Origin of the sequence: Enterobacter mori LMG 25706 (assembly GCF_000211415.1) — a bacterium.
GTDB lineage: Bacteria > Pseudomonadota > Gammaproteobacteria > Enterobacterales > Enterobacteriaceae > Enterobacter > Enterobacter mori.
On sequence record NZ_GL890780.1, the window covers coordinates 249,916 to 275,802 of the forward strand.

The following is a 25,887-nucleotide window of genomic DNA, read 5'->3' on the forward strand; positions in this document are numbered from 1 at the left end:
GACTGATAGCAATGGACGCATCATGATTAGCGTATTCGATATTTTCAAAATCGGTATTGGTCCTTCCAGCTCTCACACCGTCGGACCAATGAAAGCCGGTAAACAATTCACGGATGACTTGATTGCACGCGGCATCTTGCACGACATCACCCGCGTGGTCGTCGATGTATACGGTTCCCTTTCCCTGACCGGTAAAGGCCACCATACCGATATCGCCATTATCATGGGCCTGGCGGGTAACCTGCCGGATACCGTTGATATTGACGCGATCCCTGGCTTCATCCAGGACGTAAACACCCACGGTCGCCTGCTGCTGGCAAACGGCGAGCATGAGGTTGAATTCCCGGTTGACCACTGCATGAATTTCCATGCGGACAACCTGTCGCTGCACGAAAACGGCATGCGGATTACCGCGCTGGCGGGCGACAAAGCGGTATACAGCCAGACGTATTACTCTATCGGCGGCGGTTTTATTGTCGACGAAGACCACTTTGGTCAAACCAACACTTCCGCTGTTGACGTGCCTTATCCGTACAAAAGCGCGGCGGATTTGCAGCGTCACTGCCAGGAGACAGGCCTCTCCCTTTCCGGCCTGATGATGAAAAACGAACTGGCGCTGCACAGCAAAGAAGAGCTGGAACAGCACTTTGCAAACGTCTGGGACGTGATGCGCGGCGGTATCGAGCGCGGGATCACCACGGAAGGCGTCCTGCCGGGTAAACTGCGCGTACCGCGCCGTGCGGCAGCGCTGCGCCGTATGCTGGTGAGCACCGACAAAACCACGACTGACCCGATGGCGGTGGTGGACTGGATCAACATGTTCGCGCTGGCGGTAAACGAAGAGAACGCCGCGGGCGGCCGGGTTGTTACCGCACCAACCAACGGTGCGTGCGGTATCGTTCCGGCGGTGCTGGCGTACTACGACAAGTTTATCCGCGAAGTGAACGCAAACTCACTGGCGCGCTATATGCTGGTCACCAGCGCAATTGGCTCACTGTATAAAATGAACGCCTCCATTTCCGGTGCGGAAGTGGGCTGTCAGGGTGAAGTCGGCGTAGCCTGCTCCATGGCGGCGGCGGGTCTGGCTGAACTGCTGGGTGCAAGCCCGGCGCAGGTGTGCATTGCGGCTGAAATCGGCATGGAGCATAACCTGGGGCTGACCTGCGACCCGGTCGCCGGACAGGTGCAGGTACCGTGCATCGAACGTAATGCGATTGCCTCCGTGAAGGCGGTGAACGCGGCACGTATGGCGCTGCGCCGCACCAGCGAACCGCGCGTCTGTCTCGATAAAGTAATCGAAACCATGTACGAAACGGGTAAAGATATGAACGCCAAATACCGCGAGACCTCACGCGGTGGCCTGGCGATGAAGATCGTGACCTGCGATTAAGCCTCTCAGGAAGCCTCGTTTTGCGAGGCTTCTTCCTGTTTTCCCCACCATTCATAGTTTCATGCTGCTGACAGTGTTACCCTTCACGCATTAGATAGAAGGGAGATTATCTGTGGCCGTTCATTTACTTATCGTCGATGCACTCAACCTGATTCGCCGTATCCATGCGGTACAGGGCACGCCCTGTAAGGACACTTGCCTGCATGCGCTGGAACAGCTTATCCGCCACAGTGAACCCACCCACGCGGTCGCGGTATTTGATGACGAAGCCCGCAACGCGGGCTGGCGACACCAGCGTCTGCCCGACTACAAAGCCGGACGCGCACCGATGCCGGACGATCTTCATGCAGAGTTACCCATGATACGCGCGGCATTTGAACAGCGCGGCGTCCCCTGCTGGGGCGCACACGGAAATGAAGCCGACGATCTCGCGGCCACCCTGGCTGTAAAGGTAGCGAGCGCCGGGCATCAGGCCACTATCGTTTCAACTGACAAAGGCTACTGTCAGCTGCTCTCGCCGACTGTCCGCATTCGCGACTATTTTCAAAAACGCTGGCTGGACGCACCGTTTATTGCCGGTGAGTTCGGCGTCTCGCCTGAGCAACTGCCGGATTACTGGGGGCTGGCAGGCATCAGCAGCTCTAAGGTTCCGGGTGTTGCCGGTATTGGGCCGAAAAGCGCCGCGCAGCTGCTAACGGATTTTCAAAGTCTGGAAGGGATTTACGCCCGTCTGGATGAGGTACCGGAAAAGTGGCGCAAGAAGCTGGAGGCGCATAAAGAGATGGCGTTTATCTGCCGGGAAATCGCAACGCTACAGACGGATTTACAGCTGGACGGGAATTTACAGCAGTTGCGATTAGAACGCAGCTAGTTCCCTCTCCCCAGTGGGGAGAGGGTTAGGGTGAGGGGACTATCGCTCGTCGCGACGTCCGCCGACCGCAGCCCACCAGCGACGAATATGCACCGTCACTTCTTCACGGTCGTGATACAGCTGACGCGCCTGAATCTCCACGTTAATACCGTGTTCATCCATCTGCTCCTGAATGTACGCCAGATTCTGAGAGACTTCCTCGTAGCGCTTTTTCATCGGCAGCTTAAGGTTGAAGATTGTCTCACGACACCAGCCGTTCACCAGCCAGGAGGCCATCAGCGCGGCCACTTTCGCCGGTTTCTCAACCATATCACACACCATCCAGGAGATGTTGTTGCGGGTTGGACGGTAGCGGAAACCGTCTTCACGCAGCCAGGTGACCTGTCCGGTATCCATCAGGCTTTGCGCCATTGGGCCGTTATCGACAGACGAAACCCACATATTGCGTTTCACCAGTTGATAGGTCCAACCGCCCGGGCACGCGCCAAGGTCGACGGCGTACATGCCGTTTGCCAGACGCTCATCCCACTCATCCGCCGGGATAAAGACGTGGAACGCCTCTTCCAGCTTGAGCGTGGAACGGCTCGGCGCATCGGACGGGAAGCGCAAACGCGGGATGCCCATAAAGAAGGGCGAGTTGTTGGTGGTATAGGAATAGCCGGTATAGCAGCAGCCAGGGGCGATAAAGAAGATATGCACCACCGGACGCTTCGGCGTTTCGTAGTTCGTCAGCACGCCCGCGTCACGCAGCGCCGCACGCAGCGGCACGGTAAATTTGCGGCAGAACTTCATCAGCTCTTTGCTTTCGTTGGTATCGGCAACCTCAACGCGCAGATCGCCCCCCTTCTCCACCACGCCCTGCAGCATGCCAACAATCGGTGTGATGCGGTCTTCCGGCGGCAGATCTTTCAGCAGCTCGCCCGCGACAAACATCTGACGCGCGAAGATCAGCGAGCTAAACGGCAGCTCACGTGCCAGCTTGTCGGCGTCTTCAGGCTGATAACATTCGAATATCACATAACCCGCGTTCTCTTTTACGCGAGCAAAACCGAAGACTTCGCGCTTCGCGGCTTTATCCGTAATTTCCGCGGCGCACTCTTTCTCAAACCCCGGGCGACAATATAAAACAACCTTATTCATGAACAACGCCCTTGCGTTTCAGACGGATAGCTCCGATAAACATTAATACCCATCCCGCCAGGAAGCTGACGCCGCCGACAGGAGTAACAAACGCCCACAGGCGCAAATGAGAGAGCGCAAGGCAGTAAAGGCTACCGCTGAACAGCACGGTACCCAGCGCCATAAACACGCTACTCCAGTAAAACCAGATGCTGATGCGGCGCTGCATTGCCACCGCCAGCCCAAAGATTGCCAGGGTGTGAAACGCCTGATATTCAAGGCCGGTCTGGATCCAGCCCATCTCTACCACCCCTAAAGTTTTGCTTAACACGTGCGCGCCAAAAGCACCCAGTGCCACAAAAATAAAGCCACTCACCGCGGCAAAAATCAGCATGAATCGGCTGGTCATGTTTCAGTCCTAAAGTGATGCGTGCACAGCACACAAAAGTTATTGTTCATACCTGAAGCGGAATTTTTCTTGCTCGTTTGCCGCTTTAGACAGGATCCACTGTCGGAAGGCGGCTATTTTACCCAGTTCTGCCTGACTGTCATGACAAACCAGATAAAACGCATTCTTGCTGACCAGAACATCATTAAACGGGCAGACCAGACGGCCAGCCTCAATTTCGGACTGTGCCATCACGTTGTTCGCCAACGCGACGCCCTGCCCGTGAATAGCAGCCTGTAACACCATCGCGCTGTGGCTAAAAATGGGTCCCTGCTGCACATTTATATGGTTAAGACCTAATTGGCGGGTATAAGTTTGCCAGTCACGGCGAGAAGCATCATGCAAAAGCGTATGTTGCGCCAAATCAGCGGGCGTTTTCAGCGCCTTGTCGCCTGTCAGCAGCAGCGGCGAACAAACAGGCAGCAGATATTCTGCGTATAATTTTTCAACACGCAAGCCAGGCCAGTTGCCGCGGCCATAAAAAATAGCGACATCCACATCGTCAGCCAGTTTGTCTTCCTGACGATCCACGGCCTGGATTCGGACGTCGATTCCCGGATAAGCTGAGTTAAAGCTTGAGAGTCTTGGCACCAGCCACTGAATAGCAAAACTGGGCAATAAACTGACCGTCAGCGCGCCTTTGGCACTCCTGGCCTGCAGTTTCCGCGTGGCTTCCGTCAGTTGGGAAAAAATCTCTTTAATATCCTGAAAATAGCTCTGGCCTTCTTCAGTCAGAAGCAAGGAGCGGTTGCGTCGACGGAACAGCTTAAGCCCCAGAAAATCCTCCAGGGACTTGATTTGATGACTTACTGCGGCCTGAGTCACAAAAAGCTCATCTGCTGCGCGGGTGAAACTCAGGTGACGTGCTGCTGCATCAAAAACACGTAATGCATTAAGAGGTGGCAATCGCTTCGACATGGTTATCTGGCTTAGATGTTAACAAGATTTAACATATAGGAAACAACGTTTAACCTATTAGTTTTTTTTATCTGAGCCATTATAATTTGTCCGTTGAGGAACTACCAGCAAATACCTATAGTGGCGGCACTTCCTGAGCCGGAACGAAAAGTTTTTTGGAATGCGTGTTCTGAAGGGCTTTTGGCTTACGGTTGTGATGTTGTGTTGTTGTGTTTGCAATTGGTCTGCGATTCAGACCACGGTAGCAACGCTACCAATTTTTCACTTCCTGTACATTTACCCTGTCTGTCCATAGTGATTAATGTAGCACCGCCAACTTGCGGTGCTTTTTTTTCGCTTATCTCGCTGTTAATGCTCGATTTCTTTCATCTCTTTCACATCACTGCGATTGATTTGCTGTTTGTTCCCGTTTGCATCTTTGTACGAAATCATCCCAGTATCATTATCGGTAGACGGTTTCCCTTCCGAAACGATAGATCGACCATCGTTGGTATGCATCACGTAGTTATTACCGGAACAAGCGCTCAGGGCAAAAGTAAACACACAGGCTGAGATGATTGCGGCTGTCTTTTTCATGATTATTCTCCTTTAGCAATTAATGCTATTCAAACCTCGATTTATAACAGGCTAAAACATCCACCTAACACTATTTAGCATAACCTGCTTTTTCGAGGTCGCCAGGATATGCAGACAAATCTTATAGATACCAACCTCCTTGCCCTGCCGATGAAATTGCGCGACGATCTCTTTATCGACACGAGGAATTCCATGAACGCTTTCAGTCCTGCGCACTTTCGCGCACAGTTTCCGGCGCTGGCCGATGCCGGTATTTACCTTGATAGCGCTGCCACGGCCCTGAAGCCTCAGGCGGTCATTGAAGCAACGCAGCAATTCTACAGCCTGAGTGCTGGCAATGTGCATCGCAGCCAGTACGCTGAAGCGCAGCATCTTACTGCGCGCTATGAGGCCGCTCGCGATCGGGTCGCACGGCTGATTAATGCCGAAAGCGGGAAAAATATTGTCTGGACGCGCGGCACTACCGAGGCCATCAATATGGTGGCCCAGTGCTACGCACGTCCGCGGCTTCAACCGGACGATGAAATCATTGTCAGCGAGGCTGAACATCATGCCAACCTGGTGCCGTGGCTGATGGTGGCAGAGCAAACGGGCGCGCGCATTGTGAAGCTCCCGCTAGGTGCCGATTTACTGCCGGACGTGGCGCGTTTACCAGAGCTTACCACCCCCCGCAGCCGGATTCTGGCGCTGGGGCAGATGTCTAACGTTACCGGTGGCTGTCCAGATCTGGCTAAAGCCATTGCGATCGCCCATGCCAGCAATATGGTGGTGATGGTCGACGGTGCGCAGGGCGTGGTGCATTTTCCGGCGGATGTGCAAACGCTGGATATTGATTTCTATGCCTTTTCAGGACACAAGTTGTACGGGCCAACCGGCATCGGGGCCTTGTACGGCAAGCCTGAACTGCTGGCGCAGATGACGCCGTGGCTCGGCGGCGGAAAGATGATCGCCGAAGTCACCTTCGACGGCTTTAAAACCCAGGAAGTGCCTTACCGTCTGGAAGCCGGTACGCCGAACGTGGCGGGCGTGATTGGCTTAAGCGCGGCGCTTGAGTGGCTGGAAGAAACGGACGTGGCTCAGGCTGAAAGCTGGAGCCGGGGTCTGGCTACGCTTGCAGAAGAAGAGCTTAAAAAACGCCCCGGTTTCCGCTCGTTCCGCGTGCAGGATTCCAGCCTGCTCGCCTTTGATTTTGCAGGCGTGCATCACAGTGATATGGTCACACTGCTGGCGGAATATGGCATCGCCCTGCGCGCCGGACAGCACTGCGCCCAGCCGCTGCTGACGGCGCTTGGTGTTAGCGGTACGCTACGAGCTTCCTTCGCGCCTTACAACACACAAAGCGATGTTGACGCGCTGGTTGCCGCCGTTGACCGCGCCCTTGAATTACTGGTGGATTAATGACTAGCGCTGCTTTAGCCGGGCATCCGTTCGGCACGGTCATCACAGAAGAGACCTTAAAACAGACCTTCGCCCCGCTTACACAGTGGGAAGATAAATATCGTCAGTTGATCCTGCTGGGTAAACAGCTTCCTGCGCTTTCAGACGATCTCAAAGCGCAGGCGAAAGAGATTGCAGGCTGTGAAAACCGCGTCTGGCTGGGGTATAGCCTCTCCGGCGAGAAACTGCACTTCTTTGGCGACAGCGAAGGCCGTATCGTCAGAGGGCTGCTGGCGGTGCTGTTAACCGCAGTGGAAGGGAAAAACGCGACAGAATTGCTGGCACATTCGCCGCTGGCGTTGTTTGATGAGCTTGGGCTGCGCGCGCAGCTCAGTGCCTCGCGCGGTCAGGGGTTGATCGCGCTCAGCGACGCGGTACAGGACGCAGCGCGTCAGGCTCAGGCCTGACGTTCCGCCTTCGCCATCATCTTCTTCAGGGCGTGAGAGCCCGCCACAAAGCCAAAGGAGGCGGTCACCATGGTGGCCGCACCAAAGCCGGAGGCGCAATCCATTCGTTTTGGCCCTTCCGCCGTACTCTTCATCGCACAGACAGACCCATCTGCCTGGGGATAAACCAGCGCTTCAGTTGAGAACACACAGTCAACACCCAGCTTGCCTTTGCTGTTCTTCACCACGTTGAAGTCGCTTTTCAGGCGTTCGCGAAGCTTGGCGGCCAGCGGATCCTGGATCGTTTTCGCCAGATCGGCCACCTGGATCTGCGTCGGATCGATTTGACCGCCCGCCCCGCCCGTCGTGACCAGCGGCACCTTGTAGCGACGGCAGTATGCGATCAGCGCCGCTTTTGGCCGCACGCCGTCGATAGCGTCAATCACATAGCTGTAGCCTTTGCTCATGTACTCCGCGACGTTATCTGCCGTCACAAAGTCGTCGATCACCGTCACGCGGCACTCGGGGTTGATGAGACGAATACGCTCCGCCATCACCTCAGACTTCGCCAGGCCGACGTTATCACGCAGGGCGTGAATTTGACGGTTGGTGTTGGTCACGCAAACGTCATCCATGTCAATCAGCGTGATTGCGCCAATACCGGTTCTCGCCAGCGCTTCTGCCGCCCACGACCCTACACCACCAATGCCCACGACGCAGATATGCGCATCCGCAAACAGCTGGAGGGCTTTTTCACCATATAAACGTGCCGTACCGCCAAAACGCTGGCGCCAGGCGTCGCTGATTACCACAGACATAAAACCTCAGATGTAAAAAGGGTGAGGTTTTCCTCACCCTGAACAGTAATCCGTATTGCGCTCAGAATACCACAATCAGCCGCTGAATACGTTTCCGGCACCCGGTGCCGCCTTCAGTACCCATACGCGTCCGTAGTGGTTATACCAGCCCGCACGATGGCCTGCGTCAGGGCCAATACCCTGATAGATGTCGAAGTGCTGGCCTTTGATTGCGCCGCCGACGTCCAGCGCCACCATCAGGCGTAACTCATACTTGCCGTTAAATTTGCCGTTGTTGTCCAGCAGAGGAACCTCAGCAAGCAGCGTGGTGCCCGCAGGAATAATCGACCGATCCGAGGCGACCGATGCGCGACCAATCAACGGTACCGCACTCGCTCCTTTCACCGGCGCGAAGTTTTGCGGTTTAAAGAAGACGAACGACGGGTTCTGCTCCAGCAGCTCACGCACTTCGGCTTCGCTGTGTTTTTCGCCCCACTCGCGGATCGCCTGCATCGACATATCTTCTTTCTTTACTTCGCCACGGTCGATCAGCACCTTACCGATGCTGCGATAGGCATGACCGTTTTTACCGGAATAGCTGAAGAAGTTAAGTGGCGAACCATCACCGAAATCAATGTACCCGCTGCCCTGAACATCCATGATGAAGTTATCCATCAGCGAGTTGCTGTAGGCCAGGATGTAATTTTCGCTCAGCGCACCGGAGTAGATCTCAGCACGAGACGGCAAGCGGCCGCGCTTTGGTGGCATACGGTAGATAGGATACTGGAACTCGCCCTGGCGGGTATGTCTCGCCTGAATCACTGGCGTGTAATACCCGGTGAACTGAACGTTGCCGTAATTATCCGCCCCTTCCATCTGCCAGGCATCAATACCAAACTGGCGCATATTGCGCGTATCACCGCCCGCACGCAGCCAGTCCTGTACCGCGCTATAGACATTATTCTGTGAGCCATACAGACGCGGTGACGCATTGCGGATCTGGTAGACCTGTTCGGAGAAATCTCCGGCATTGATCGGTGCGCCGACCGCATCAGGTTGATTAACTAAAGAGAAAGGCTGGGATAACTTCCCGTCTTTATACTGTTGACCGCGATCGGTCGGTTTGGAAGAACAGGCCGCAAGAATCGCTACCATTGCGCCCGTCATCAGATACTTCGCCCAACGTCCTTTCATTATATCTCGTCTTTAAGTTGCCCTTATCCGCGTGATGAAGATAACAAACCGCCAGGGCTAATGAAATGCAATCACATGCTCTTTGGCAAATTTTGCGCAAAAAATAGTCCAAACCAAGCCATGTCGTTCAATTTGCATACAAAATCATGATTTATGTGAAAAAGGGGTTGCATCACAAACCTATCCGAGTATAGTGCGCATCCACGGACGCGGGGTGGAGCAGCCTGGTAGCTCGTCGGGCTCATAACCCGAAGGTCGTCGGTTCAAATCCGGCCCCCGCAACCAACACGTCTAAAAACAATAAACACCCTTAAGGGTGTTTTTTTGTATCTGCAGTTTGTGAAACTGCCGGGCGATAACCCGGCGTACAGCGCTAACCACGTCGCGCCAGCGTCGCCCCGTCTGAGAAATACGCCCGTATCCCTGCCAGAATCGACTCCGCCACTTCCTGCTGGAACTTAGCGGTCTTCAGCTTGCGCTCCTCTTCCACGTTACTGATAAACGCGGTTTCGACCAGGATGGACGGAATATCCGGCGCTTTCAGTACCGCAAACCCGGCCTGCTCGACGCTGTTTTTATGCAGCTTATTGATATTACCCAGCTTGCCCAGCACCGCTTTGCCAAATTTCAGGCTGTCGGTGATGGTTAATGATTGCACCATATCGAACATGGTGTGATCGACGTAGCGGTCGCCGCTCTTGCCCACGCCACCAATTAAGTCCGAAGCGTTCTGCGTATCCGCAAGGTATCTTGCCGCAGTACTGGTCGCCCCTTTGGTCGAGAGCGCAAATACCGATGAACCACTCGGTTGGCGACTGGTAAAGGCATCCGCATGGATGGAGACGAACAGATCCGCGCGCTGCTTCTGCGCTTTTGCCACGCGAACTTTTAGCGGAATAAAGACATCCTCATTACGCGTCATGTAGGCGCGCATATTGCCTTCTTTATCAATCAATGCCTTCAGGCGACGGGCGATCTGCAGCACCACATCTTTTCCACGGGTGTGATATTTCCCGACGGCACCGGAGTCTTCCCCGCCGTGGCCGGGATCGAGCATGATCACAATAGGACGATCGCGCCCTGCTTTACCCGGCTGTGGGCCGCTTTGCGCGGGCGGAACCTGACGTTCGAGATCGCCTTTGTTGTAATCCTCCAGAAGCGCCAGAAGCGGATCCTGGATGTCCGTTGCGTTGGCGGGATAAAGATCCATCACCAGACGTTCTTTAAACGTTGCTACCGGCGCAAGCGCAAACAGCTGCGGTTTCACGTTCTGCTTCAGTTCAAACACCATACGAACCGTCTGCGGATCAAACTGGCCAACGCGCGCTGACTTGATAAAAGGATCGTCACCGCGGATCTGCGCCGCCATCCCCTTAAGCACGGAATTGAGGTTTACACCTTCGAGATCCACGACCACACGTTCAGGATTGCTGAGGGCAAATTGCTTATATTTCAGCACGCGATTGGATTCGACCGTCACGCGCGTATAGGTCGACGACGGCCAGACGCGCACCGCCACCACCTGGCTAGTGGCAGCAAGACCGACCTGACTGACGCTAAGCAACCCCATTGCCCCCGCCCCTTTTAACAAACGGCGGCGGCTTATTGCTGAATTGGATCCCGACATGCTTCTCCCGAGCAAGAAAACGAACTGATATACAAAATGTCCAGATTGACCGAAAACTTTAACGAATGACGCATAAACTGTCATCTATAAAAGGGTAAACAATCATACGTTAACGCACGGATTACTTATTCCTTTCTATGTGTCGCGGAAAATTTAGGCTTGCACACGCGGCTATAATCGAATAAAAATACAGAAATTACGAATAAACATTCATTAAGGGTTGTGCCATGGTGAAGGAACGTAGAACCGAACTGGTCCAGGGATTCCGCCATTCTGTTCCCTATATCAACGCCCATCGGGGGAAAACGTTCGTCATCATGCTCGGCGGCGAAGCCATTGAGCATGAAAATTTTTCCAGTATCGTCAATGATATAGGTCTTCTGCACAGCCTCGGCATCCGCCTGGTTGTGGTGTATGGCGCGCGCCCGCAGATCGATGCCAATCTGGCCTCTCATCAGCATGAGCCTATTTATCACAAACATACCCGCGTGACGGATGCGAAAACGCTTGAACTGGTGAAACAGGCTGCGGGTCTGTTGCAGCTGGACATCACCGCCCGCCTGTCGATGAGCCTGAACAATACGCCGCTGCAAGGCGCGCATATTAACGTCGTGAGCGGCAACTTCATCATCGCTCAGCCGCTTGGCGTGGACGACGGCGTGGATTATTGCCACAGCGGTCGTATTCGTCGTATCGATGAAGAGGCTATTCACCGCCAGCTGGACAGCGGTGCCATCGTGCTGATGGGTCCGGTCGCGGTTTCTGTAACGGGCGAAAGTTTTAACCTGACGTCTGAAGAGATAGCCACCCAGCTTGCTATCAAGCTGAAAGCGGAAAAAATGATTGGGTTTTGTTCCTCACAGGGTGTCGAAAACGATGAAGGGATGATTGTGCCTGAACTATTTCCCAACGAAGCGCAGGCGCGCGTTGAAGCGCTCGAAGAAGCGGGAGATTACCACTCCGGCACCGTGCGCTTTCTGCGCGGAGCAGTGAAAGCCTGCCGCAGCGGCGTGCGCCGTAGCCACCTGATCAGCTATCAGGAAGACGGTGCGCTGCTGCAAGAGCTGTTCTCCCGCGACGGTATTGGTACGCAGATTGTGATGGAGAGCGCCGAGCAGATCCGCCGCGCGACCATCAACGATATTGGCGGCATTCTGGAACTGATCCGTCCGCTGGAACAGCAGGGAATTCTGGTTCGCCGTTCACGCGAGCAGCTGGAGATGGAGATCGACAAATTCACCATCATCCAGCGCGATAACCTGACCATCGCCTGTGCCGCGCTCTATCCGTTCCCGGAGGAGAAGATCGGCGAAATGGCCTGCGTTGCCGTGCATCCTGACTACCGCAGCTCTTCCCGCGGCGAGATGCTGCTGGAGCGTGTGGCAGCTCAGGCGCGGCAGATTGGGCTCAGCAAGCTGTTTGTTCTGACGACCCGCAGCATTCACTGGTTCCAGGAACGCGGCTTTACGCCGGTCGACATTGATTCACTGCCGGAAAGCAAGAAAGAGATGTACAACTATCAGCGTCGTTCAAAAGTGCTGATGGCTGACCTGGGATAATACAGCGCCCTCACCGTCCGGTGGGGGCGTTTAACTTAGAGGGACTCGAATATCGCACTTAAGCCGCTTCGACGTTCCGTTCGCGCGGCAATGGCCTGTACCAGAACGCGTTCATCGGTATAGAGCGACAGCCGCTGGCGCGCGCGGGTAATGGCGGTGTAAATCAGCTCTCGGGTGATGACGGGTGACAGCTGCGTAGGCAGGATCAGCGCCGCATGATTAAACTCAGAGCCCTGGGATTTGTGTACCGTCATCGCCCACGCCGTATCATGCTCGGGCAGACGACTTGGCTGTACCGACTTCACGCTTCCCTCCGGCATCATGAACCAGACGCGCAGCCCCTGACCGCGATCGAGCGCAATTCCGATATCCCCGTTAAACAAGCCCAGCGCGCTGTCATTGCGGGAGATCATTACCGGTCGCCCCTCATACCAGCGCGAATGCGGCAAACGGTTGATTTTACGCTTCTGCGCCAGCAGCTGTTCCAGCCTGTCGTTTAGCCCACTGACGCCAAACGGCCCCTCCCTCAGCGCACACAAGAGCTGATATTCACCGAACGCGGCAATGACCTGCTCCGGCGTATTCTGCTGTTGTACACAGGTCAGGAAGTACTGATATCCCTCCAGCGCGTCATCCAGCATCGCCTGATACTCTTCACTGCTTTGCAGCGATTTTTTCTCGATATCGGTAAAGGTGCCGTCAAACACGCCGCGCGTGCTGTGCCGATCGCCGCGGTTTACCGCAGCAGCCAACTGGCCGATACCGGAGTCACTGCCGAAACGGTAACTTTTTTGCAGCAAGCACAGGCTGTCGCGCAGCGCCCCCGCTACCGGGGAGTTATCGGGTTCGAGGGCGCAGCCGGTCAGGCGTACCAGCTCCTGAGCACGCGCAGCGGTATAGCCAAAACTGGCGTAGGTGCAAATGTCCCCCAGCACCGCTCCGGCTTCCACAGAGGCAAGCTGATCGCGATCGCCAAGGAAAATAACCCGCGCGTGAGGCGGCAGCGCATCAATCAGCCGCGACATCATCGTCAGGTCGATCATTGAGGCTTCATCCACCACCAGTACGTCCAGATGCAGCGGGTTGCCGGCATGATATCGCAGCCGCTGGCTGCCCGGCTGTGCGCCAAGCAGACGGTGTAAGGTGCTAGCCTCATTGGGGAAAAGTGCAAGCTGCGCCTCGGTTAGCGGCAGTTTTTGCAGCGCCCCACCCAACGACTCCGTGAGTCGAGCGGCGGCTTTACCGGTAGGTGCGGCCAGCCGGATACGGCATTTCTGCTCGCCAGATAGCTGAATCAGCGCCGCGAGGAGTTTTGCCACCGTAGTGGTTTTCCCCGTGCCCGGGCCGCCAGAAATCACCGAAATCCGCCGCGTTAAGGCCACGGCCGCCGCCACTTTTTGCCAGTCGATGGCCTCACCCGAGCTAAACAGGCCATCCAGCGTTTGTCGAAGCTGCGCTTCATCACACGGAAGCGGGGCATTCGTTTCGCTGAAAAAGCGCGCCACCGTGAGCTCGTTGCGCCACAGGCGGTTAAGGTATAAACGCTCGCCGGTCAGGATCATCGGCGTTTGCGTTTCGGCCCCGCTGACGGCGGGAGAGCGGAGTAATACAGCCTGCCAGTCCACCGATTCCCCCAGCAGAACGAAACAGGACTGCAATGCCGCAGGCATTTGTTCATCTGGCACCAGACGCGAAAGCGGCAGGCAAACGTGCCCTTCTCCCGCGTCTTTGCTGAGAAGAGCGGCAGCGAGCATCACCTCCGGCTCCTCGCCCGCCACCATCATGGCGAACTGAACGTCAAGGGGGCGCAGCACGCGTTGTTCCACGGCTTCCAGCAATAGTTCCTGCATCGTCATGCCATCTCCTCCGTGGTTGTGGCAAACAACTCATCCATCTTTTCTATCAATGCCGCGTCCGGACGTGTGCTGAAAATGCCGGAGTTGGGATCCGTAGCGTCCACCCCGCGCAGGAAGAGATAAATAACGCCGCCGAAATGATCTTCATAACGGTAATCGGCAATGCGGTGGCGCAGATAGCGATGCAGAGCCAGCGTATAAAGCTGATACTGCAAATCGTAGCGATGCTGCTGCATGGCAGATGCCATCGCGTCTTGCGTGTAGGCGTCGCTGCTGTCCCCCAGCCAGTTCGATTTGTAATCCAGCAGGTAGTAACGACCTTCGTGGCGGAAAACCAGGTCGATAAAACCTTTTAACATCCCCTGAACCTGGCGGAAGTTCAAAGGCGGGCAGCCAGCGGAAAGCGGATCGTACTCACGGATCAACGCATCAAGCGCATCGGCTTTAAGCGGGCTGGCGATAGGGAGATAAAACTCCATTTCCACCTGTTTGTCTTTAGCGGTCAACTGGCTGAGCGAAATCCCCTGCTGCGTGAGCGGTGCCTGTAAAATCGCAGTGACCCAGTCGGTGAGGACAGGCTGCCATTTCTCGTCAAAGCCGCCGCTCTGGAGCATTTTCAGCACCCACTCAGTAGAAACCGGCTGGGTGAAATCCAGTTCTTCAAACAGGCTGTGTAAAAAGGTACCGGGTGACGCGCCGCGTGGGAACCGATGCGGAGTCAGGGCAGGCTCAGGGAGTACGTCTCCCACTCCGGCGGCATCCACATCCAGCTTCGGCATCAGATCCTGCGCAATGCTCTGCCCATGCTGCTGTAAACCGGAGTAACTGGTTACGCGCCAGTCGTCAGCGAGAGTTCGCTTGATTTGCCGGGCATTCAGATCGGCAACAGGCTGCTCCGGCATCTGCCAGCGGCTGTTCTCCGGCGATGAGGGAATATGCAGAGCAATATGGTCACCACACAGCGCCTCGATGCACTGGCGCAGCCCTGCCGCATCTTTTGGCTCTCCGAGCTGAATAAGACGTCCCAGCGCGCTTAAATGGAAATCGGTCTCTCCTGACTTCTCACCACGGCGACGAAACAGCGGCGCAATACCCAGACTGCAATGCCAGACCGAGCGGGTCAGCGCCACGTAGAGCAGGCGTAAATCCTCTGCCAGACGTTCAGCCTCCGCCAGCTCAACGCTGGATTCCGCTTTACTGAGATCGAGCACGGCTTCAAATGATTCACGGTCGTGGTAAAAGGCCTGGTCCTGCACGCGGTAGTTGGCGATAAACGGGAGCCAGACCAGCGGATACTCAAGACCTTTCGACTTGTGAATGGTGACGATCTGCACCAGATGCTTATCGCTTTCGAGGCGCATCTGCTGACTGGATGAGTTGCTGTTCGGATCGGCAATCTGCTGTGACAGCCAGCGCACCAGCGCATGCTCGCTTTCGAGCTGCGTTCCCGCTTCCTGCAACAGCTCGCTGATATGCAGAATATCGGTCAGGCGGCGCTCGCCGCCTGCCGTGGCGAGCATATTCTCCGCAATCTGACGCTTCGCCATCAGCTCGCGCAGCATGGCCATTACGCCGCGTTTTTGCCAGCGTTCCCGGTAGTGGGCAAACTCTTCAACGACATTATCCCAGGCTTCCTCGTCGTTGTTTAGCGCGTCAATATCACGGGCATTCAGCCCCATCATTGCGCTGGCCACGGCGCTGCGAAGCGTGCTTTCACGCTCGGGGGCCAACACGGCCTGCAGCAGCCATAGCATCTCCTGAGCTTCCAGAGTTTCACAGACGCTGTCGCGATTCGAGAGATAGACGGACGGGATGTTGAGCAAGGTCAGCGCATCGCGGACCAGCGCCGCCTCCTGGCGACTGCGCACCAGCACCGTAATATCGGATGCCTTGACGGGGTTCGCCTGCTCCCCTCGCCATAACACGGCTTCGCCACGCGCTCCGGCACTCAGCCAGTCGCGGATCTGTGCGGCGCAGTGCTGCGCCATCGCACTTTGATAATCCCCAACGCCACAGCCTTCACCGTCGAGCAGCCAAAGGTTCATGGCTGGCTGAGTCACGCCATTGAACTCAAAGCGCAACGAGGCATTTTTTTCAGCAAACTTGACCGGCAGGAAAGGAATTTCACGAAACATAAACGCCGCGTCCATCTGCTTAAAGAGCGTGTTGACGCTTTCCACCATACCCGGAGCGGATCGCCAGTTAGTCTCTAAGGTGTAATGGGCTGTAACTTCGCTACGGGCCTTCATGTAGGTAAAAATGTCGGCGCCACGGAAGGCGTAAATCGCCTGCTTCGGGTCACCGATCAACAGCAGCGCAGTGTCTGGCTGCTGACGCCAGATACGGCGGAAAATACGGTACTGCTGGGGGTCCGTATCCTGAAACTCATCGATCATGGCCACCGGAAAACGCGTGCGGATTGCTGCAGCGAGCGCTTCGCCATTTTCACTGCACAGCGCGGCGTCCAGACGGCTTAGCATATCGTCAAAGCCCAGCTCACCCCGACGGCGTTTTTCACGCGCCACGGCTTCACGGATTTCCGTCATGGCGCGGGTAATCATTAAGTCGTTAAGCGTTAACGGCTCAGCCAGTAGACTCTCGATGGCAACAAAAAGAGGATGCTCTGGCACGATGCCATCGGCTTTCGTCCGCTCGGTCAAAAAACGCTGGGAGAACTTTTCCAGAGCATCCGGAAGCTGATAGCCTCGCGTCTCTTCCTGTGCCCAGGCGCTGATCTTGTCGATCCATTTGCCCTGATTGCCGCGGTTAAATTTTTTCCTGTCAATACCGGAGTTTTCGAGGATCGAGGCAATTTCACCGACGGACGCATTCCACTTTTGCTTCAGGGTCGCAATTTGCGTGACGATCTTTTCATGGCGTGATGCGAGCGTTTCGTCCGCTGGCGGCGGTGATTTGATGACGGGCGCTTCCCCCTGTAGATAGCGATCGATAGCACGCAAAAGCTCTTCAGGGCCTTTCCACAACGCATGCACCGCTTCGGCGATGTCACGCTGCAGGGGGTAGCAGTGGCGGCGCCAGAAATCTGCGCAGGCCTGATAGCGAAGCTCAGACTCGTCTTCAATGAGCTGCTGTTCAAATAGCATGCCGGACTCAAAGGCATTCAGGCTCAGCATGCGCTGACAAAAGCCGTGGATGGTGAAAACGGACGCTTCATCCATTTGCCGTTCCGCCAGCAGCAGCCAATGCGCAGCCTGCTGCTTATCGGCAATTTCTTCCAGAAGGCTGGCGTAAAGCGGGTTATCGGTGCTCTGTCGCAGGCAAGCGATGCGCAGCTCGTGAATATTGGCACGGATACGGCCACGCAGCTCGGCGGTAGCTGCTTCGGTGAAGGTCACCACCAGCAGCTCCTCCACGCTTAACGGACGCGGAAAAGCGGCAGTACCGCCAAGCCCTAACAGCAGACGCAGATAGAGCGCGGCAATAGTGTAGGTTTTTCCCGTTCCCGCTGAGGCTTCAATCAATCGTTCACCCTGTAGAGGTAAACGTAAGGGATCAAGGGACTCAGCGGTATCGGTCATTCTTTCTTACTCCAGGGCATTGATTGCTGCAACGCAGTGACGCTCTTCCAGATTTTCCAGCCTTTCGGGTTTACGTAATCCGTTTTGCCATTTTGGCTACCGGAAACCTGAGACAGAATGGCGATCCCCTGCGGTTTAATCACCGCCTGATGGAAGAAGTCGGCAACCTTCTGAGGCGTCAGCTGTTTTATTTCGGCCACTACTTTATCACGCGAATCAAACTTCAGATTACCCCGATCAAAATCTTTGCTCAGTTGAGAAGCTTCCTCACCCAGCGTTTGCGGTGCCTGCATCACCTGCGCAATGACCGCCTGCTGGATCTGGGCAAACTCGTCTGGCTTCATGGCGCGCAGTTTTGCTTCCGCCTGCGGGAAGAAAGCCTGATAGCGCTGCCAGAGGTAGGCAGGCTGTTTATCACTGCTTTGCAGCAGGAAGCCAAGACCCCACTGGCGGCCCACGTTCATGGAAAAGGCGAAGACCGCATAGCCAAGCTGCTCTTCAGTACGCAACTGGTTGTAGAACCATGGCTGGATGATTTGTCCGAGAACAGCACTCTGCGCAGAGCTGGCAAACTCATCATACCCGGTCGGAACAAACACGGCGGCCAGCGCGGAATCGGTGCTGCTACCCGCTTTTTCGAAAATCACATTCTGCTTTTTCTCAACCAGCACGTCCTGATTGCGACACCACTCGTCACCTTTTGAACCCAGCTGTGTACGGACATTTTGCGCCAGCGTTTTGGCCTGATCCTCACTCATGTTGCCGACGATCAGGAACTCCGGACGCGTGTTGGTTTTCAGCCCGTCACGGTAAGCCAGCACGTCTTTTAAGGTGATCGAAGGCAACAGCGCGCGGCGGTCTTCTCGCTGGAAATAAGGAACTTGCGAAAGCATTTGCGCTGGCATAAGCGCCAGATCGTAAGCTTTGCCCTTCTCCGCAGAATCCATCATCTGCGCATACCACGATTTGGCCTGCTCAAGCTGCTCTTCCGTCGGCGTGTAGCTGAAATACCCTTCCAGCAGTGCCTGGAACAGCTGAGGCAAACGCTGGGTATAGCCGTTGGCATTGAGCATCAAACCGTTGTTGGCGTTGGTGGAGAAACTGATGCCACCCACGGCCGCCTGGTTGCTAAGCTGATCGAGCGCAATCCCAGCGAGATAGTCATTGAGCGCGAACATCACCTGATTTTTAGCGCTATTCATCGCTTTCGGGTTACGCAGCACCACGCTGACATCGGCTTTTGGCTCGCTTGCGAAATAGCGGCTGGGGGTATACACCACGCGCAGCGTCGGCTCATCAATGATAAGCGCCGGATGCGGGTAATCTTTAGTCGTTTTGGTCAGCGAGAAGTCATCCGGAATATAAGGGTTCAGCTCCGGCAGCTTTAACGCAATTTCTCCTGCCTTCTTCTGCCAGTCGGCGAAGGTCTGCGCGCTTATTTTATCCACCTGATAGGGGGCATCGACAAAATACGCCGTCTTGTTATGCGGTTCGTTCGGGCTGATGTACCAGATGCGGGCATTCTCCGGCGTCATCATCGCCAGGCGGGCTTTTACCGCCTCGGCGTCATACCGGTCGGCAATATTGACCGCATCAAGAGTGTGTTCCACCGGCACGCGGATCATGGTGTCCGCCAGCCACTCAACGTAATCCATGTCGCGGGTAATGGACGGGTAACGGAAATCGAGATCCAGCACGTGGGCGAGTTCATCAAAGTAGCGCTTATCGACGCCTTTCTCGCGCAGTAAAGAGAGGTAACTGAAAATCGCTGCTACCACTTCATCACGGTTTGCCAGCCCTTTGTCGGTCAGGGTGGCGGAGATCGCCAGCACGCCGCTATTGCCGTTCACAACCGGATCGGAATCGGCGCGAATACCTTCCACCAGCCCCTGTTTTTGCAGCCAGTCAGAAAGCGTACCCGGGCTACGGTTCCCTATCAGGTAGGTCACGAGCTCATCGGTTTTACTGCGAAACTGTGAGGTGTTGTTATCGATGCGGAATTCCACGCGCAGCACTTTGCGCGGCAGCGCCGGCACGTAGTGGATAACGATCCCTTTTTGCGCGTCCGTGACCACCGGGACGTCTATCTGCGGCCGGTCGATATTTTTATTCGGCCCCCGACCAAAGGTTTTAGCCGCCATGCCTGCCAGTTCTGGCAACGGTTTATTGCTGTAGATGACCGCTTTCATCAGGTTGGCGGAGTAGTATTTATCGCGGAACGCGTGCAGGGCATCAAGCACCGGGCTGTTCGGTTTGTCGCTTAACGTCTCCAGGTTACCGCCGGAGAAACGCGAACCCGGGTGCGCAGGGTTGATGGTTTCAGCGCTAACCTGGGCCATGCGCATACCGTCTCGCGTGCGGGCCATGGTCAGCTCGGCATTCACCGCATTGCGTTCACGATCGGCATACTTTTTATCCAACAAGGGGGCGGCGATGGAATCAGCAAGGCGATCGACCGCGCCTTCAAGCGCATCATTTTCGACTTCAAGATAAAAAGCCGTGCGGTACGGCGCCGTGCTGGCATTGTGGCTGCCGCCATGCATTTTCAGAAATTCGGACAGGCTATCTGGCTGCGGGTATTTTTTTGACCCCATCAGGGTCATATGTTCCAGATAGTGTGCAAGCCCAGGATGAGCCTCAGGATCTTCCAGCGATCCAACCGGCACCACTAATGCCGAAAGGGATTTCACCGCCTGCGGATCGGAAACCAGCAGTACGGTCATGCCGTTATCAAGACGAATAGCCTGATATTGGCGGGCATCTTTTTCGCTTTTACGAATAGTTTCCTGAAGGGGTTGCCAACCGGAGTCTGCCTGAGTGACGGGTACCCAGAGGGCGAAAAACAAAACAAACGCTTTAAACAAGGTGCTACCTCTTTATCACGGCTACATCATTAATACATTGCGTGCCGGGCACGCCAACATCTTTTTATTGGGTACATCAGTCCGTGATAAGAAGTGCATCATAAATGAACACCTCATACTGCGCAATTTTTATACAGCGCTCAGGACTGATTAAATTTGAACAACGGTAACAGGTAGCGCTGTGCCTCTACAGTGATCATGTCGAAGTATTCTGGCTCAAGCGTTCGCCACAAACGTTGATACCAGACATCTTCCCCTTCGCCACGCACCATCATGTTCCCTTCGTAGGCCTGCACAAACTTATTCCGCGCTTTCTGCAGTGAAGCATCATCCGTTAACATGGCATCATTCTGCGCGTCATAACAGGCTTTTATCCACGCGCCACCGCTTTCCGGCAACAGGAGCAGAGGTTTTTTCATACCCCGCCGGTAACCGTCGATGTAAAGCGACAAATAACACAAAGCCTGCTCAGCCTCCAACGGCGGAAAACGCCATTCGCCCTCTTTGCGCACGAAAATTCGGCTTTCACCCATATGGCCGCCAGCACTGTAGACAAGATGTTCGAGCCAGAGTTGCAAACCCTGTGAAACGCTGAGCATCGAGGGCCGCCAGCGCAGCAGTCCGTCCGGCTGAACCTGCGTCAGCCAGCCAGTCAAATGGACACCGTTACAGTCAAGGTCGATTTCGATGCTTTTACCGGGTTGTCTGCACTCAATGACGCGTTCAGCAAGTGCCTTCATTTCCTGACACTGCGCCTCCCAGACAATCTCCCCGAATGCACCGTAAGGCAACTGACCCGCGGCACGGTAGCGGCGAAATAGAGTGGCAGCATCTTCCTGTTCGACCAGGGCATTCAGGAGCTGGAGATTCAGCTTGTAGCGCTCCAACCCATCCAGAATAAAGGGTTCGGCATCAGGAATTTCACTCTCTTCAGAACGGAAGTTGACCTGCAAACGCTGCTGGAAGAACGCGCGCACCGGGTGTGCCCAAAAACGCTGAAGCTGTTCGAAGGTCAACGTTTCCAGGGGGAGTTCATCCAGTTCCTGAATGAAATTGGTATGCGCCATCCCTTCTTTCTTCGCAGCCGGAAGCCACTCGCGCGCATAACTCTGGTGTTCATTGGCGACATAGTTCACCGGATCGAAAGGCATACGGCTGTGACAGAAGGTGATGTGGGCCTTCACCCGCTGCTCGCTCTCATCACAATTACGCGCTTCGTCTCCCGGCAAATAGTGGCTCTGCCCGATATAGTCCACCAGCTCCTGCACAAGAACCGACGGGAAACGTTCACTGTTGTCCTGAATCGACCGGCCGATGTAACTGATATACAGCTTGCTCTGCGCTGAAATAAGCGCTTCCAGGAATAGATAACGGTCGTCATCACGGCGGCTGCGGTCGCCCCGCTTCGGTTTAGGACTCATCAAGTCAAAGCCTAACGGCGGTAGTGCCCGAGGATAAATGCCGTCATTCATCCCGAGCAGACACACCACTTTGAACGGGATGGATCGCATCGGCATCAGGGTACAAATATTGACCGGCCCTGCCAGGAAACGCTGGCTAATACGCTCCTGATCGAGACGCAGGGTCAACTCATCACGCAGAAGCGACAAAGGCACCGCCTCCTGATAGTGCGAATTCACGCCCTCATCCACGATGGCCTGCCACTGCTTTTCAATGAGCGCCATCGCCGCTTCGGTTTCACTGTCCGGCAGAAAGAAATCCGTGAGCATTTCCCGGCACACCGGCAGCCAGGCGTCCAGCGGGCGCGGCTGCATCAGCTCCCGTCGCCAGCGGTTGAGCTGCATCAGCAACGAGGCTAAATGCCCGACCAGCTCCGCGATTAACCCGGTGGACTCGTCGTATGGCAGAACGTCATTCCATTCACCCTGGCTGCTCTCCATTGCGTACCCGAGCAGCATTCGCGTCAGGCCAAACTGCCAGGTGTGCTGCCCCGTTGGTGGGAGTTCAAACTCCTGCACGTTGTCGTCATCAATCCCCCAGCGAACGCCGGATTCGTTAACCCACTGGCGAAGATAGCGTAGCCCCTCTTCATTAATGTTGAAACGGGCAGCCAGAACAGGGACATCCAGCAGCGCCAGCACATCTTCAGAGATAAACCGGCTGTCCGGCAGCGACAGCAGGGAGATAAATGCCTGCAAGGCCGGATGGGACTGACGTGCCCGACGGTCAGAAATGGCGTAAGGAAGGTATCGCTCCCCCGTCGCGCTGCCAAAAACGGCCTGAATAAAGGGGCTATAGCTGTCGATGTCTGCCACCATCACCACAATGTCGCGCGGCGTGAGCTCAGGATCGTCCTGTAGCATTGCCAGCAAGCGATCGTGCAGGATTTCCACCTCACGCTGTGGGCTATGGCAAACGTGAAGGGTAATACTCCGATCGTCAGGATCCAGCTTCCGTTTCCTGCCGCTGCGTTCGAACTCTTCCTCGGTCACGCCCATAACGGCCCGGTTTTCCAGATCCAGAATATCTAACTGAATGTTGTGCAGCAGGCTGTCAGATTCGATTTCGACAAAGGCGTCCACGTCCCCCTCGCCAGATGACGTAATGTCAGAAAGCATGTGAATGTAGTCACGTCCCAGCTTGCCCCATGAGGCCAGCAACGGATTCGGCAGGTTCTGAATGCCCTCTTCATCGAAAAGCTGCGCGGCTGTCGAGCTATCCTTGAACAAGGGCACGGAGCGGTCTTCAAAGAGACGTCGACGCTGCCGCGTGACCAGCCGTGAAAGCCAGCGCGCATCCTGGATATCACCCCAGTAGTGGCGGCAGGGATTCGTGAACAAAATATGGATATCAATGTGTTTACCCAGCGCTTTTAGCGCATCCAGATAGACCGGCGGCAAAGCCGAAATACCGCAGATAAACACGCGTGACGGCAGACGAGCCGGTCGCTCCGACGCATTTTCGAGTATCGAGATAAACCGTTGGTAGAGGTTTGCACGGTGCCACTTTGGTTGACCGAGCGCCTCAGTATGTTCCACCAGTGCTTTCCATAACGGTGCCTGCCAGACTTGTGCTTCCGGCAAGCCCTCCACCCGTTCACCCGCTTCCCAGGCTGTCAGCCATTCAGGCCGGTACACTAAATACTGGTCGTAGAGATCGGCCGTGCGCGACGCCAGCTGGAACAGCTTGCGCTTATCGGTATCGTCATTAAGGTAGTGGCGCAGCATGGCGAACGCATCGCCTGAAAGCATATCGGGCAGCAGGGCCATCAGCTTCCAGCTCATGCTCTGCTTGTTGAAGGCGCTCTGTTCAGGGATGTCGGGCAGTACGCGCACAAACATCTCCCAGATAAAACTCGCGGGCAGCGGGAAATCAATGTTTGCCGCTATGCCAAATTTCCGGGAAAGCGACATTTGCAGCCACTGCGCCATACCGGTGCTCTGCACCAGCACCATTTCAGGCTCAAAAGGATCGTCAAGCCGCTCGCGCTCAACGATAAATTCCATCAGTGCTTCCAGCACATCCAGACGATTTGAGTGGTAGACCCTTAACATAGACGCTCCCGACTACTGGCTAACCGGGCAATGCAGACGCGTCATCGCGCCGCGCCGCCCCAGAGGAGAAATAAGTGTAACCGTGATGCTGACACATCTGGCCTTCGTTGTCTGCCCCCGACTGGCCTGCCAGCCTTCGGGGAGAATGGGGGTTGAGAGCTGAGCCTGATTCCAGGCATGATGCCAAAGCTGACGATACTGGTTATACAGGGTAAATCGCGCCGCCAGTGCCCGATGATAACCCGACAGTGCCGTGACGATTATCACCAGCAGCATCATCGCCAGCAGAACCTCAACCAGGCTAAATCCTTTTTCTCTGTTTACGGCAACTGGCATAGCGCCTTCTCCTTAAGTGGACAAAAATCACTCCAGCCGTGGGGCAAAAAATGAATCTTCCCGTCGATTACCTCTCCTGCACGCCAGAGCAAAAGGTCATTATTTCCGGCGATGAGCAAAACACGCGACTCGCTCAGCCGCCGCATGCATGCTCGCCACGTCGACGCCTTTTTGCATTGAACCCCTGGGGAGACCAGCCAATCCTGAACGCGCCCCCACTCAAGCGCGGATTGCACAGATGCCTGCTGCTGGAGTGAACGGCTCTCGCCGCCAACGAGTGCGCTAAATGTAGTCAGTTGCTGATTAAGTCCCGTGAGGATCAGCGTGCCTAACACCAGTAAAAGCAGTACCAGCGCCAGCGAAGACATCCCGCGCTGACGGTTCACAAGTTATACCCCGTGACACCATAAACAGCCAGGAAGGGCTTCCCCTTTTCACCCTGGCGAATGGCGGCCAGCTCGATATTCAACTCAGGCGCGAAACCGGCGTGTTCAACCTTATCGACCCTAAAGTGCTGGATCACCAGCCTGTTCGGGTCAGTGAGTTTTTCCCATCCTTTTCCTTCACAGGATGTCGCCCCACGCAGCGTTTCTAGCGCACCAGACTCAAGACGAAACCCTGTGCTGTCGTTTTCTGCTGCAGAGGCATCCCAGATGCCGTTACTGTTTGCATCCCACTGCACAATGACGCAGCTCCCCTGCCTTGCCGTCACCAGGCCTTGTCCTGGACAGTTACCCGCGCAATATCCCGCTCTCTGCAGCTGTTTGCCGAGGGCAAAAAGCCTTTGCCAGACCTCTTCTTCCACCTCCCGCTGACCGGACTGCAGTAATACCGCCCGCTGTAAACCCGGTAAAAAACGCGATGCGCTTATGAGCAAAAGGCTGCTGATAGCCGTGGCAATCAAGACCTCTGTAAGTGAGAAACCGTGCTGGTTCATTGACATCCCCCTCCCTCTCAAGCATTGCACATCCTGATGCGCCCTCCATTTGAGACAATTATCAGCCATTCTCCTGCACGGCTGTTCACACGTATCCGCCCTGCCCACGCTGTATCTCTTAATCCATAGAACCCTAATGAGGGTGTTAACTCACTTATGGTGACGTCAGCCCAAAGTGGAATCAGCACAAAGGCACTCTCCTTCACACAGCCTTGTACGACAGAACTCAACAGACAGACGCCAGCCTCATCCCGCTGAAGCGTAATGAGGTGGTCACGATTGTGCCGATTCGCATCGTTGCGAAGAAACACCAGGTAGTCGCGTATCTGTACGGCGGTTTGCCAGAGCCGCTGCTGTCGTTGCCAACTGTCCCAGCCGTATAAACCCGTTGCGCCCAGGATCACGACCAGCGAAATGGCCACCAGGGTTTCGATAAGCGTAAAGCCGTTCTCTTTTTTCATGCCGGGAGTGTGGCGAAATGCGGGAAAAGCAGCGAGGGGCAAATCAGGTTTTTACGA

The 25,887-nt window shown here is 55.5% G+C and carries 20 protein-coding genes and 1 tRNA gene; 6 read left to right on the forward strand and 15 right to left on the reverse strand.

The annotated features are described in order from the left end of the window. Window positions 1-22: 22 nt before the first annotated feature. Window positions 23-1,390, forward strand: a complete 1,368-nt coding sequence (locus ENTMO_RS0119370) for an L-serine ammonia-lyase (RefSeq protein ID WP_010435094.1) — start codon at window positions 23-25, stop codon at window positions 1,388-1,390. A 112-nt stretch (window positions 1,391-1,502) separates the two neighbouring features. After that, the gene (xni, locus tag ENTMO_RS0119375) at window positions 1,503-2,261 is read left to right on the forward strand and encodes a flap endonuclease Xni (RefSeq protein ID WP_010435095.1); all 759 of its coding nucleotides are present in this window, start codon (window positions 1,503-1,505) and stop codon (window positions 2,259-2,261) included. A gap of 39 nt (window positions 2,262-2,300) precedes the next feature. Here xni and rlmM read toward each other — a convergent pair whose 3' ends face one another. The 4 genes from rlmM to ENTMO_RS0119395 form a co-directional block, all read right to left on the reverse strand. Then, window positions 2,301-3,401 (reverse strand): 23S rRNA (cytidine(2498)-2'-O)-methyltransferase RlmM, encoded by a 1,101-nt coding sequence (gene rlmM, locus ENTMO_RS0119380; RefSeq protein WP_010435097.1) that lies wholly within the window; start codon window positions 3,399-3,401, stop codon window positions 2,301-2,303. Then, window positions 3,394-3,789: a DUF423 domain-containing protein gene (locus tag ENTMO_RS0119385; protein WP_010435099.1), complete on the reverse strand. Its 396-nt coding sequence runs from the start codon at window positions 3,787-3,789 to the stop codon at window positions 3,394-3,396. The genes rlmM and ENTMO_RS0119385 overlap by 8 nt, the downstream gene beginning before the upstream one ends. Window positions 3,790-3,828: 39 nt before the next feature. Beyond that, window positions 3,829-4,746: a glycine cleavage system transcriptional regulator GcvA gene (gene gcvA, locus ENTMO_RS0119390; protein WP_010435102.1), complete on the reverse strand. Its 918-nt coding sequence runs from the start codon at window positions 4,744-4,746 to the stop codon at window positions 3,829-3,831. A gap of 348 nt (window positions 4,747-5,094) precedes the next feature. Beyond that, window positions 5,095-5,322 (reverse strand): YgdI/YgdR family lipoprotein, encoded by a 228-nt coding sequence (locus tag ENTMO_RS0119395; RefSeq protein WP_010435104.1) that lies wholly within the window; start codon window positions 5,320-5,322, stop codon window positions 5,095-5,097. 192 nt (window positions 5,323-5,514) lie between these two features. Between ENTMO_RS0119395 and csdA the strand changes: the two genes are divergently transcribed. Next, on the forward strand, window positions 5,515-6,720 hold the full coding sequence (gene csdA / locus ENTMO_RS0119400; RefSeq protein WP_010435106.1) for a cysteine desulfurase CsdA: 1,206 nt from the start codon (window positions 5,515-5,517) through the stop codon (window positions 6,718-6,720). Continuing rightward, entirely contained in the window at window positions 6,720-7,166 is a 447-nt protein-coding gene (csdE, locus tag ENTMO_RS0119405) for a cysteine desulfurase sulfur acceptor subunit CsdE (protein ID WP_010435108.1), read from the forward strand. The genes csdA and csdE overlap by 1 nt, the downstream gene beginning before the upstream one ends. Here the strand turns inward: csdE and tcdA are convergent. Beyond that, window positions 7,157-7,963 carry a tRNA cyclic N6-threonylcarbamoyladenosine(37) synthase TcdA gene (gene tcdA / locus ENTMO_RS0119410; protein WP_010435111.1) on the reverse strand — a complete coding sequence of 269 codons (807 nt, stop codon included), beginning with the start codon at window positions 7,961-7,963 and terminating at the stop codon, window positions 7,157-7,159. The two genes, csdE and tcdA, sit on opposite strands and share 10 nt — an antisense overlap. Window positions 7,964-8,038: 75 nt before the next feature. After that, the gene (gene mltA, locus ENTMO_RS0119415; RefSeq protein WP_010435113.1) at window positions 8,039-9,136 is read right to left on the reverse strand and encodes a murein transglycosylase A; all 1,098 of its coding nucleotides are present in this window, start codon (window positions 9,134-9,136) and stop codon (window positions 8,039-8,041) included. Between the two features lie 208 nt (window positions 9,137-9,344). Here mltA and ENTMO_RS0119420 point away from each other — a divergent pair. Continuing rightward, window positions 9,345-9,421: transfer RNA gene (locus ENTMO_RS0119420), tRNA-Met, on the forward strand. An 88-nt stretch (window positions 9,422-9,509) separates the two neighbouring features. Here the strand turns inward: ENTMO_RS0119420 and amiC are convergent. Then, entirely contained in the window at window positions 9,510-10,763 is a 1,254-nt protein-coding gene (gene amiC / locus ENTMO_RS0119425) for an N-acetylmuramoyl-L-alanine amidase AmiC (protein WP_010435117.1), read from the reverse strand. Between the two features lie 227 nt (window positions 10,764-10,990). On the opposite strand from amiC, the gene argA reads away from it, so the two are divergent. Continuing rightward, window positions 10,991-12,322 carry an amino-acid N-acetyltransferase gene (gene argA / locus ENTMO_RS0119430; protein ID WP_010435120.1) on the forward strand — a complete coding sequence of 444 codons (1,332 nt, stop codon included), beginning with the start codon at window positions 10,991-10,993 and terminating at the stop codon, window positions 12,320-12,322. A gap of 35 nt (window positions 12,323-12,357) precedes the next feature. On the opposite strand, the gene recD is transcribed toward argA, so the two are convergent. The 8 genes from recD to ENTMO_RS0119470 form a co-directional block, all read right to left on the reverse strand. Next, entirely contained in the window at window positions 12,358-14,178 is a 1,821-nt protein-coding gene (gene recD / locus ENTMO_RS0119435; protein ID WP_010435122.1) for an exodeoxyribonuclease V subunit alpha, read from the reverse strand. Continuing rightward, window positions 14,175-17,717: an exodeoxyribonuclease V subunit beta gene (recB, locus tag ENTMO_RS0119440; protein WP_010435123.1), complete on the reverse strand. Its 3,543-nt coding sequence runs from the start codon at window positions 17,715-17,717 to the stop codon at window positions 14,175-14,177. Before recB ends, recD begins: the two co-directional genes overlap by 4 nt. Next, the gene (gene ptrA, locus ENTMO_RS0119445; protein WP_010435124.1) at window positions 17,714-20,581 is read right to left on the reverse strand and encodes a pitrilysin; all 2,868 of its coding nucleotides are present in this window, start codon (window positions 20,579-20,581) and stop codon (window positions 17,714-17,716) included. Before ptrA ends, recB begins: the two co-directional genes overlap by 4 nt. A 140-nt stretch (window positions 20,582-20,721) precedes the next feature. Then, on the reverse strand, window positions 20,722-24,096 hold the full coding sequence (gene recC, locus ENTMO_RS0119450; RefSeq protein ID WP_010435127.1) for an exodeoxyribonuclease V subunit gamma: 3,375 nt from the start codon (window positions 24,094-24,096) through the stop codon (window positions 20,722-20,724). A 12-nt stretch (window positions 24,097-24,108) separates the two neighbouring features. Further along, complete coding sequence (locus ENTMO_RS0119455) at window positions 24,109-24,432, reverse strand: prepilin-type N-terminal cleavage/methylation domain-containing protein (RefSeq protein WP_010435129.1); 324 nt, start codon at window positions 24,430-24,432, stop codon at window positions 24,109-24,111. After that, entirely contained in the window at window positions 24,417-24,818 is a 402-nt protein-coding gene (locus ENTMO_RS0119460) for a DUF2509 family protein (protein ID WP_010435131.1), read from the reverse strand. Before ENTMO_RS0119460 ends, ENTMO_RS0119455 begins: the two co-directional genes overlap by 16 nt. Next, window positions 24,815-25,375, reverse strand: a complete 561-nt coding sequence (locus tag ENTMO_RS0119465) for a prepilin peptidase-dependent protein (RefSeq protein WP_029485180.1) — start codon at window positions 25,373-25,375, stop codon at window positions 24,815-24,817. The genes ENTMO_RS0119460 and ENTMO_RS0119465 overlap by 4 nt, the downstream gene beginning before the upstream one ends. Window positions 25,376-25,386: 11 nt before the next feature. After that, window positions 25,387-25,830 (reverse strand): prepilin peptidase-dependent protein, encoded by a 444-nt coding sequence (locus ENTMO_RS0119470; protein WP_029485181.1) that lies wholly within the window; start codon window positions 25,828-25,830, stop codon window positions 25,387-25,389. Window positions 25,831-25,887: the final 57 nt, after the last annotated feature.

Coding starts and splice junctions, on each gene's coding strand:
- ENTMO_RS0119370 (WP_010435094.1), top strand. CDS start 23: ATGATTAGCGTATTCGATATTTTCAAAATCGGTATTGGTCCTTCCAGC.
- rlmM (WP_010435097.1), bottom strand. CDS start 3,401: ATGAATAAGGTTGTTTTATATTGTCGCCCGGGGTTTGAGAAAGAGTGC.
- ENTMO_RS0119385 (WP_010435099.1), bottom strand. CDS start 3,789: ATGACCAGCCGATTCATGCTGATTTTTGCCGCGGTGAGTGGCTTTATT.
- gcvA (WP_010435102.1), bottom strand. CDS start 4,746: ATGTCGAAGCGATTGCCACCTCTTAATGCATTACGTGTTTTTGATGCA.
- ENTMO_RS0119395 (WP_010435104.1), bottom strand. CDS start 5,322: ATGAAAAAGACAGCCGCAATCATCTCAGCCTGTGTGTTTACTTTTGCC.
- csdA (WP_010435106.1), top strand. CDS start 5,515: ATGAACGCTTTCAGTCCTGCGCACTTTCGCGCACAGTTTCCGGCGCTG.
- csdE (WP_010435108.1), top strand. CDS start 6,720: ATGACTAGCGCTGCTTTAGCCGGGCATCCGTTCGGCACGGTCATCACA.
- tcdA (WP_010435111.1), bottom strand. CDS start 7,963: ATGTCTGTGGTAATCAGCGACGCCTGGCGCCAGCGTTTTGGCGGTACG.
- mltA (WP_010435113.1), bottom strand. CDS start 9,136: ATGAAAGGACGTTGGGCGAAGTATCTGATGACGGGCGCAATGGTAGCG.
- amiC (WP_010435117.1), bottom strand. CDS start 10,763: ATGTCGGGATCCAATTCAGCAATAAGCCGCCGCCGTTTGTTAAAAGGG.
- argA (WP_010435120.1), top strand. CDS start 10,991: ATGGTGAAGGAACGTAGAACCGAACTGGTCCAGGGATTCCGCCATTCT.
- recD (WP_010435122.1), bottom strand. CDS start 14,178: ATGACGATGCAGGAACTATTGCTGGAAGCCGTGGAACAACGCGTGCTG.
- recB (WP_010435123.1), bottom strand. CDS start 17,717: ATGACCGATACCGCTGAGTCCCTTGATCCCTTACGTTTACCTCTACAG.
- recC (WP_010435127.1), bottom strand. CDS start 24,096: ATGTTAAGGGTCTACCACTCAAATCGTCTGGATGTGCTGGAAGCACTG.
- ENTMO_RS0119455 (WP_010435129.1), bottom strand. CDS start 24,432: ATGCCAGTTGCCGTAAACAGAGAAAAAGGATTTAGCCTGGTTGAGGTT.
- ENTMO_RS0119465 (WP_029485180.1), bottom strand. CDS start 25,375: ATGTCAATGAACCAGCACGGTTTCTCACTTACAGAGGTCTTGATTGCC.
- ENTMO_RS0119470 (WP_029485181.1), bottom strand. CDS start 25,830: ATGAAAAAAGAGAACGGCTTTACGCTTATCGAAACCCTGGTGGCCATT.